The 9,077-nt window shown below is 67.7% G+C and carries 6 protein-coding genes; all 6 read right to left on the reverse strand.

Annotated elements, in window-relative coordinates; all coding sequences use genetic code 11:
• Nucleotides 1–59 precede the first annotated feature (59 nt).
• Nucleotides 60–1,208 (reverse strand): dipeptide ABC transporter ATP-binding protein, encoded by a 1,149-nt coding sequence (locus tag AB0412_RS29930; protein WP_366405716.1) that lies wholly within the window; start codon nucleotides 1,206–1,208, stop codon nucleotides 60–62.
• The gene (locus AB0412_RS29935; RefSeq protein ID WP_366405717.1) at nucleotides 1,201–2,256 is read right to left on the reverse strand and encodes an ABC transporter ATP-binding protein; all 1,056 of its coding nucleotides are present in this window, start codon (nucleotides 2,254–2,256) and stop codon (nucleotides 1,201–1,203) included. Before AB0412_RS29935 ends, AB0412_RS29930 begins: the two co-directional genes overlap by 8 nt.
• Nucleotides 2,257–2,268: 12 nt before the next feature.
• Nucleotides 2,269–3,234, reverse strand: a complete 966-nt coding sequence (locus AB0412_RS29940; RefSeq protein WP_366405718.1) for an ABC transporter permease — start codon at nucleotides 3,232–3,234, stop codon at nucleotides 2,269–2,271.
• Nucleotides 3,227–4,156 (reverse strand): ABC transporter permease, encoded by a 930-nt coding sequence (locus tag AB0412_RS29945; protein WP_366405719.1) that lies wholly within the window; start codon nucleotides 4,154–4,156, stop codon nucleotides 3,227–3,229. Before AB0412_RS29945 ends, AB0412_RS29940 begins: the two co-directional genes overlap by 8 nt.
• Before the next feature lie 140 nt (nucleotides 4,157–4,296).
• Entirely contained in the window at nucleotides 4,297–5,928 is a 1,632-nt protein-coding gene (locus AB0412_RS29950; protein WP_366405720.1) for an ABC transporter substrate-binding protein, read from the reverse strand.
• Between the two features lie 641 nt (nucleotides 5,929–6,569).
• Nucleotides 6,570–8,477, reverse strand: a complete 1,908-nt coding sequence (gene typA / locus AB0412_RS29955) for a translational GTPase TypA (protein ID WP_366405721.1) — start codon at nucleotides 8,475–8,477, stop codon at nucleotides 6,570–6,572.
• Nucleotides 8,478–9,077: the final 600 nt, after the last annotated feature.

The following is a 9,077-nucleotide window of genomic DNA, read 5'->3' on the forward strand; positions in this document are numbered from 1 at the left end:
GACGCCGGAACCCGGCGACCCCTGACGGGGTGCCGGGTTCCGGGCGGGGCGTGTGGGGGTCACGCCGCGTGGACCACGTCCTTCTCCTCGGCGAAGTGGCACGCCGACTCGTGGGCCGCCGGGGTGTCCGAGGACTTGAAGCGCTCGGGGATCGCCAGCAGGGGGACCTCCTCGGCGCACTTGTCCTGAGCCTTCCAGCAACGGGTGCGGAAGCGGCAGCCCGAGGGCGGGTTGGCCGGGGACGGCACATCGCCGGTGAGGATGATGCGCTCGCGGTGGTCCCTGGCCTCGGGGTCGGGGACCGGGACCGCGGAGAGCAGCGCCTGGGTGTAGGGGTGCGTGGGGTGGTCGTAGATCTGCGTGTCCGTGCCGATCTCGGCGACCTTCCCCAGGTACATCACCCCGACCCGGTCGGAGATGTGACGGACGATCGACAGGTCGTGCGCGATGAAGATGTAGGACAGGTTGAACTCGTCCTGCAGTCGCTCCATCAGGTTGATGACCTGCGCCTGGACGGAGACGTCCAGCGCGGAGACCGGCTCGTCGCAGATGATGATCTCCGGGTTGAGCGCCAGGCCGCGCGCGATGCCGATGCGCTGGCGCTGACCGCCGGAGAACTGGTGCGGGTAGCGGTTGATGTACTCGGGGTTCAGGCCCACCACGTCCAGGAGCTCCTGGACGCGCTTGCGGCGGTCGCCCTTCGGAGCCACCTCGGGGTGGATGTCGAAGGGCTCCCCGATGATGTCACCCACCGTCATCCGGGGGTTGAGCGAGGTGTACGGGTCCTGGAACACCATCTGGATGTTCCGGCGGACCGCCTTCAGCGCCCTGCCCGACAGCCGGGTGATGTCCTGGCCCTTGTAGAAGATCTCGCCGGCAGTCGCCCGCTCCAGGTTCATCAGCAGCTTGGCCACCGTGGACTTGCCGCAGCCGGACTCGCCCACGATGCCCAGGGTCTCGCCCTGGTACAGGTCGAAGGACACACCGTCGACGGCCTTGACCGCGCCGACCTGCTTCTTGAACAGGATGCCCTGGGTGAGCGGGAAGTGCTTCACCAGGTTGCGCACCTGCAGGATCGGCTCACCGCGCTCCACCGGCGCCTCGATCGCCGCGACGGCCTCGGCCTCCGAGCGGGCGTCGACCTCGGCCACCTCGGAGACGTTCGGCGTGGCGTCGACCGGCTCGTCCTTCTTGCTGAGCTCAGCCATTGATCGTCTCCTTCCAGAAGTGGCACGCCGAGGCACGGCCGACCAGTTCGGTCCCGTCCGTCCCGGTCACCGGGTGCAGCGGCGGAACATCCGTACGGCAGATGTCCTGCGCCATGGGGCAGCGCGGGTTGAACGCGCAACCGCTCGGGATCCGCGTCAGGTTCGGCGGCAGTCCCTTGATCGCGTACAGCTCCTGGCCCTTCTGGTCCAGGCGCGGGATCGACTCCAGCAGACCCTTGGTGTAGGGGTGCGCCGGGTTCTTGTACAGCTCGTGCACCGGGGCGCGCTCCACGATCCGGCCCGCGTACATCACCGCGATCTTGTCGGCGACGTCCGCGACCACACCGAGGTCGTGGGTGATGAGGATCAGACCCATCCGGTACTCGCGCTGGAGCTCCGCCAGCAGGTCCATCACCTGGGCCTGGACGGTCACGTCCAGCGCGGTGGTGGGCTCGTCGGCGATGATCAGGTCCGGCTCCAGGGCCAGGGCCATCGCGATCATGATGCGCTGGCGCATGCCGCCGGAGAACTGGTGCGGGTAGTCGCCCACCCGCGCCGCGGCGGCCGGGATCTTCACCCGGTCCATCATCTCGATCGCCTTGGCCTTGGCGTCCTTCTTGGACAGGCCCTGGTGCACCCGGAACATCTCGCCGAGCTGGTAGCCCACCGAGAGCACGGGGTTGAGCGAGGACAGCGCGTCCTGGAAGATCATGGCGATCTTCCGGCCGCGGATCTTGCGGCGCTCCTCCTCGGACATCTTCAGCATGTCCTGACCGCGGAAGACGATCTCACCCTTGGGGATGCGTCCCGGCGGCATGTCGAGGATGCCCATGATGGCCTGCGCGGTCACGGACTTGCCGGAGCCGGACTCGCCGAGCACGGCGAGGGTCTCGCCCGCGTCCACGGTGTAGTTGACCCCGTTGACGGCCTTGGCGACACCGTCCCGCGTGTGGAACTCCACATGCAGGTCCCGGACTTCGAGCAGGGGGCCGTCGAAGCCCTCGGCACGCGGCTCGAGGACGGCGTCGGTCTTGTCGATGATGCTCACGTAACGCCTCCCTCAGCGCGACTTGGGGTCAAGGGCGTTGCGGACCGCATCGCCGAACATGAGGAACGCCAGCACCGTGAGGCTCAGCATCGCGGCCGGGAAGAACAGGACGTACTGCGCGGTGCGCAGGTAGTCCTTGCCCGCCGAGATGTCCTGACCCCAGGAGATCGAGTCGGTCAGACCGATGCCCAGGAAGGACAGGGTCGCCTCGGCCGTGATGTAGCCGCCGAGCGCGATGGTGGCGACGACGATCACCGGGGCGGCGGCGTTCGGAAGGATGTGCTTGAACAGGATCCGGTTGGTCCCGGCGCCCAGCGCCTTGGCCGCGGTGACGTAGTCGGACTGCTTGACCGTGATCACCGAACCGCGCATGACGCGGGCGATCTGCGTCCAGCCGAGGACGGCCAGGGCCAGCGCGACCACCGGCACCGAGCGATCGGCGAAGGTGTTCAGGACGACCATGGCGCCCAGCAGGAACGGGATGCCGAAGAAGACGTCGGTGACCCGGGAGATCACGGAGTCGACCCAGCCGCCGAAGTAGCCGGAGAGCAGGCCGACCAGACCGCCGAGCAGGGTCACCGCGACGGTGACCAGGACGCCGACGAGGATCGAGGCGCGGGTGCCGTGCAGGAGCCGGGCGTAGATGGAGCGGCCCTGGTGGTCGTAGCCGAGCCACTCGGCGGAGAAGAGATGGCCGAGTTCCGGCTTCTGCAGGTAATGGTTGGTCAGGTCGCCGTCGCGCGGGCTGACCGAGCCCGAGATGAACAGGTCCGGTACGGCCGCTATCAGCAGCAGCAACAGGATCAGGCCCGCGGAGATCAGGAACATCCAGTTGTGCCGCAGGTCGTACCAGGCGTCCGACCACAGGCTGCGCGGCTTGCCCGGAGCGGGGCCGGCGTCCGTCGCGAGGACCGCGTCCGGGGTGGTCGCGGCCTGTGCGGCCACGGCCGTGTCCGTTTTTGAGGCCAGCTCAGGCATAGCGAATCCTCGGGTCCAGGACCGCGTACAGCAGGTCGACGATCAGGTTGACGAAGAGGTAGATGAGGACCATCACCGTGACGATGCCCACCACCGTCGCTCCCTCGCGGCGGCTGAGCGCCTGGTAGACCAGGTTGCCGATGCCCTGGACGTTGAAGATGCCCTCGGTGATGATCGCGCCGGTCATCAGGTTGCCGATGTCGATACCGAGGAAGGTGACCACGGGGATCATCGAGTTCCGCATCAGGTGCATCGAGACGATGCGCCGGCGCGGCAGACCCTTGGCGACCGCCGTGCGCATGTAGTCCGCGCGCAGGTTCTCCGCGATGGACGTACGCGTCAGACGCGCGACGTACGCCAGGGACAGCGAGGCGAGGACGACGGCCGGCAGGAACAACTGGCCGAAGTTCATCGAGTCCTGGACGGTCGGTGTCACCCAGCCCAGCTGCATGGCGAACAGCCACTGGAACAGGAAGCCGAGCACGAACGACGGCACCGAGATGAGCGCCAGCGTCAGCACCAGCACACCGGTGTCGGTCTTCTTGCCCGCCCGCATGCCCGAGAGGATGCCCAGCGACACACCCACGAGAACGGTGAAGACGAACGCGATGATCGTCAGTCGGACGGTGACGGGGAACGCCTCCCCGATGACCTCGGCGACCGGTCGCCGGCTGGCGATCTGGATGCCGAAGTCGCCCTGCGGCAGCCCGGCGAGGTAGTTGACGTACTGCTGCCAGAGCGGCTTGTCGAGTCCGTACTCGGCCTTGATCGCCGCGATCTGGGCCGGGTCAACCGACTGCTCTCCGTACATCGCGCGCACGGGATCGCCGGGCAGCGCGTACATCATGAGAAAGATCAGCAGTGTCGTCCCGATGAAGACCGGGATCATCTGGAGCAGTCGCCGCGCGACGTAGCGCCCCATGGTTCCTCCATGTCGGTCACAGCGGGAAAGGCCGACGGGCTGTCCGCTCCGTGTTCCGGAGACTCACGCCCGTCGGCCCCCCGCCGGCACCGGTGACGGCCCCGGATCGAGGGACCGTCACCCGCGTGCGAACTGTTCGATTACTTCTTGAGGACCTCGACGTCCTGCAGGACCGGGTCACCGTTGTTGTCGAACTGCACGTTCTTGACCTTCGTGGAGTAGCCGTAGTTGGCCTTGTAGTACCAGAGCGGGATGGCCGGCATCTTCTCGAACATGGCCTTCTCCGCCTCCTGGTAGGCCGCGATGGCACCGTCCAGGTCCTTGGCGCTGTCGCCCTTCTTGAAGAGGTCGTCGATCTCCTTGTCGGCGAAGCCGGAGGTGTTGCCGTCCGCCTTGGAGCCGTACAGGTCCCTCATGAAGTTGACGTTCAGCGGGTAGTCCTGCACCCAGCCGCCGCGGTACATGGACTTGACCTGCTTGGCGTCACGCGCGTCCAGGTCGGTCTGGAAGTCCGGCTTGGAGTCGCCGGTGCACTCGACACCGGTGGCCTTGCGGATGCTGTTGCAGACCGCCTCGACCCACTCCTTGTGACCGCCGTCCGCGTTGAACTGGATGGAGATCTTGTTGCCGGGAACGCCGCCGCCCTCTTCGATGAGCTGCTTGGCCTTCTCCGGGTTGTAGGTGAGGATGTCGCCCGCGACGCCCGCCTGGTAACCGGCGACGCCCTTGGCCACGAAGCTGGTGGCCGGCTCACGGGTGCCGTTGAGGACGGTCTTGGTGATCGTCTCGCGGTCGATCGCCATCGACAGGCCCTGCAGGACCTTGGGGTCGATGTCCTTCCACTGCTTGGTGTAGAAGGCCGGGACGATCGACTGGACGGCGTTGTAGTCCTCGTCCACCGCGCGGTCACCGAGGTCGGCCTTGCGCTTGGGCAGGTCCTTCGGGCCGATCTGGCGGATGATGTCCAGGTTGTTGGAGAGCAGGTCCTGGTAGCCGGCCTCGACGGTGGTGTAGTTCTTGAAGATCACACCACCGTTCTTGGGCTTGTCCGCGCCCTTGTAGTCGGCGAAGGTCTTGACCTCGATCTGCTTCTTGTGCTCCCACTTGACGAACTCGTAGGGGCCGTTGCCGACCGGCTTCTCGCCGTAGGCGGCCGGGTCCTTGTAGAAGCCGCTGGGCAGCGGGGACCAGACGTCGTAGCCGAGCTTGTACTCGAAGTACGGGATCGGCGAGGTCAGCTCGATGGTGAAGGTCTTGTCGTCGACGACCTTCAGGCCGGACATCTTGTCGGACTTGGGGTCACCCTTCTCCGGGTGGACGTCCTCGAAGCCCTTGATGTCGGAGAACCAGTAGCTGTTCGTCTGGTTGTTCTTGATGTTGGCGGCCCAGTTCCAGGCGTCCACGTAGGACTTGGCCGTGACGGCCTCGCCGTTGTGGAACGTCCAGCCGTCCCTGAGGGTGACCGTCCAGACCTTGTTGTCCTCGGTCTTGATGGACTCGGCGTTCTCGTAGACGATCTTGCCCTTGTCGTCGAAGTCGACAAGCTGGGAGAAGATCGCGCGGATCACCTTGGAGCCGTTCGACTCCTTGGCGTTGGCGGGCTGCAGCGGGTTCTGGGGCTCGCCGACGTCGACCGAGAAAATCCCCTTCGGGTCGACTGCGGCGTTGCTGTTGTCGCTGCCGCTGTCACCGCTTCCCCCACCACAGGCGGTCGCGCCCAGCGCCACAACCGCGGCTATCGCGACCCACTTGGCGCTCTTGGCACCGCGCATGGGTTCCTCCTCATGAGTCCATTGGTTCACCGCAAAGAAGAGCACACGACATGTCGCCGCCCACCGCCCGTCGCCGGTGTCGGAGATCGTCAGGTGCCCCCGCGCTCGTGAGTCGGCGCCGTCAGCGCGTGACCCGTTCGTCCGAGCTCTACGCGCCTAACTATCTGCCATGCGCCAGGACCGAACCACACCCTCGAGGTCTCGGTTCGATCACAGCTCGGGCCTACATCTTCCAAAATCCGGACAAAGGGTTTGGTGAAAGATCCCTGCGAAACGGACTTGTTACACATCTATCGGGGGTGGGCGTCCGCATACCGGACGTCCGGGTGAGAAAAACCGATTGCGCGTAACCTGACCGCCGTGCAGGGTGACCGCCGGGGCTGCCGTGTGCTCAGCACGCTTGGCCGGCAAGGCCGTTGGCCATGGGGACCGCGGACCTTCTTTCTGCTGCCGGCCATATGGGCGCTTTGCTTCGGAGCAGGGTAGTGCGGAAAGGCACCCGCGACGGCAGATCCCCGGGAGATCGAGGGTTTTCCCTACCCTCCCGTTCCCTCTGGGATTTCCCCCGGCACACCTGCAAACGACGGCACCGGGCACCCCTCGCGCGAGGGGTGCCCGGTGCCGTCGTGCAGGGGCCGGTGTCAGGCGTGCTTGGCGCGGCTCGCGGCGCGGGCACGCTCACGCTGGTCCAGGACCACCTTGCGGATGCGGACGGCCTCCGGGGTCACCTCGACGCACTCGTCGTCGCGGCAGAACTCCAGGGACTGCTCCAGCGACAGCTTGCGCGGCGGGACGATGGACTCGGCCACGTCGGCGGTCGAGGACCGCATGTTGGTGAGCTTCTTCTCCTTGGTGATGTTGACGTCCATGTCGTCGGAGCGGGAGTTCTCACCGACGATCATGCCCTCGTACACCTCGGTGCCGGGCTCGACGAACAGCACGCCGCGCTCCTGGAGGTTGGTCATGGCGAAAGCGGTGACGGCACCGGAGCGGTCGGCGACCAGGGAGCCGTTGTTACGGGTCGTCAGCGTCCCGAACCACGGCTCGTGGCCCTCGTGGATGGAGTGGGCGATACCCGTGCCCCGGGTCTGGGTCAGGAACTCGGTCCGGAAGCCGATCAGACCCCGCGACGGCACGACGAACTCCATGCGCACCCACCCGGAGCCGTGGTTGGACATGTTGTCCATCCGGCCCTTGCGGACGCCCATGAGCTGCGTCACGGCGCCCATGTGCTCCTCGGGCACGTCGATCGTCATGCGCTCGACGGGCTCGTAGACCTTGCCGTCGACCTCCTTGGTGACGACCTGCGGCTTGCCGACGGTCAGCTCGTAGCCCTCCCGGCGCATGGTCTCCACCAGGATCGCCAGCGCCAGCTCGCCGCGCCCCTGCACCTCCCAGGCGTCCGGCCGGTCCGTGTCCAGCACCCGCAGCGAGACGTTGCCGATGAGCTCGCGGTCCAGGCGGTCCTTGACCTGGCGGGCGGTGACCTTGCGGTCCTTGACGGCCGCCTTCGCGTCGGCGCCCTTGCCGGTGCCGCCGCGGCCGACCAGCGGGGAGGTGTTGGTGCCGATGGTCATGGAGATCGCCGGCTCGTCCACCGTGATCAGCGGCAGCGGGACCGGGGTCTCCGGGTCGGCCAGGGTCTCGCCGATCATGATGTCCGGGATGCCGGCGACCGCGCAGATGTCACCCGGCCCCGCCTTCTCGGCGGGCTTGCGGGTGAGCGCCTCCGTCATCATGAGCTCGGAGATGCGCACATTGGTGACGGACCCGTCGCGCTTCATCCACGCGACGGTCTGCCCCTTCTTCAGCTCGCCCTGGTGGACACGCAGCAGGGCGATACGGCCGAGGAAGTTGTCGGCGTCGAGGTTCGTGACGTGGGCCTGGAGCGGGGCGCCCTCGTCGTAGGTCGGGGCCGGGATGTGCTCCAGGATCGTGGAGAAGAACGGCTCCAGCGAGTCGGAGTCGCCCGGGACCGTGCCGTCCTCCGGCTTGGTCAGGGAGGCGACGCCGTCCCGGCCGCAGGCGTAGACGATCGGGAACTCGATCTGCTCCTCGTCCGCGTCCAGGTCGAGGAAGAGGTCGTAGGTCTCGTTGACGACCTCGTCGATCCGCGAGTCCGGGCGGTCCGTCTTGTTGATGCACAGGATGATCGGCAGCCGCTGCTGGAGCGCCTTGCGCAGCACGAAGCGGGTCTGCGGCAGGGGGCCCTCGGAGGCGTCGACGAGCAGCACGACCCCGTCCACCATGGACAGACCGCGCTCGACCTCGCCGCCGAAGTCGGCGTGGCCGGGGGTGTCGATGATGTTGATGGTGATCGGGTCCCCGCCGTCCTTGGGGTGGTACTTCACCGCCGTGTTCTTGGCGAGGATCGTGATCCCCTTCTCACGCTCCAGGTCGTTGGAGTCCATCATGCGGTCGTCGACCTGGTCGAGCTGGTGCGCGGCGAAGGCGCCGGCCTGCTTGAGCATGCCGTCGACGATGGTGGTCTTGCCGTGGTCGACGTGGGCGACGATGGCGACGTTGCGGATGTCGTGGCGCGTGGCCATAAGCTGCCGTACTCCCGGAGTGGTGAGGAATGCCTCGCGCGAACGCCTGCGGTGCGCGGGCCCTGCCGGGCTGAACACGCCACGGCCTCACCCCATGGTACGGGGCGCCAGCGGCTACGCCTTGCCGGGATACGTCACCGCAGGTCAGGAGGGCAGCGGAGTCCGTCTGGACGTGCGCGCGCTGTCACCCGGCGTTGCAGCCGCCCGGGGGTCGCGCACCCGGCGTCATCGGGGCACCGCCCGCGCCCACCCGTGCCGCCCTGCGGCACGACTGCCCGCGGGATGGGCGGGCATGGCGGCCCGCGCGGGGGAGGGTGGCGGTGAGTCGTTGCCCGGAGTCGAGGCTGGCCGGGGGTGGGCGTCGCTCACCCGCGCCGGCGGGGCGCCGCTGCGCCCACCCTCCCCCGCCCCAGCGGCACGACTGCCCGCAGCTACGCAGGGCGACGGCCCGCAGCCGCGTGCGACGGTCAGCCACCGGTGACCGTGGGCGTGGCGCGCACGCCCACGGCGGGGAGGGGACGGGGCGGTGGTGTCCGCCCGCAGCGGCCGGCGCGTCAACACCCCCCGCTTCTCGAGTCGACCGATTCCGCGCCAGACCGA

Origin of the sequence: Streptomyces sp. NPDC052012 (assembly GCF_040689265.1) — a bacterium.
In the GTDB taxonomy this organism is placed as follows: domain Bacteria; phylum Actinomycetota; class Actinomycetes; order Streptomycetales; family Streptomycetaceae; genus Streptomyces.

Bases quoted from the DNA above. Each gene is read 5' to 3' on its own strand.
- AB0412_RS29930 (WP_366405716.1), bottom strand. From the start codon at position 1,208: ATGGCTGAGCTCAGCAAGAAGGACGAGCCGGTCGACGCCACGCCGAAC.
- AB0412_RS29940 (WP_366405718.1), bottom strand. From the start codon at position 3,234: ATGCCTGAGCTGGCCTCAAAAACGGACACGGCCGTGGCCGCACAGGCC.
- AB0412_RS29945 (WP_366405719.1), bottom strand. From the start codon at position 4,156: ATGGGGCGCTACGTCGCGCGGCGACTGCTCCAGATGATCCCGGTCTTC.
- AB0412_RS29950 (WP_366405720.1), bottom strand. From the start codon at position 5,928: ATGCGCGGTGCCAAGAGCGCCAAGTGGGTCGCGATAGCCGCGGTTGTG.
- typA (WP_366405721.1), bottom strand. From the start codon at position 8,477: ATGGCCACGCGCCACGACATCCGCAACGTCGCCATCGTCGCCCACGTC.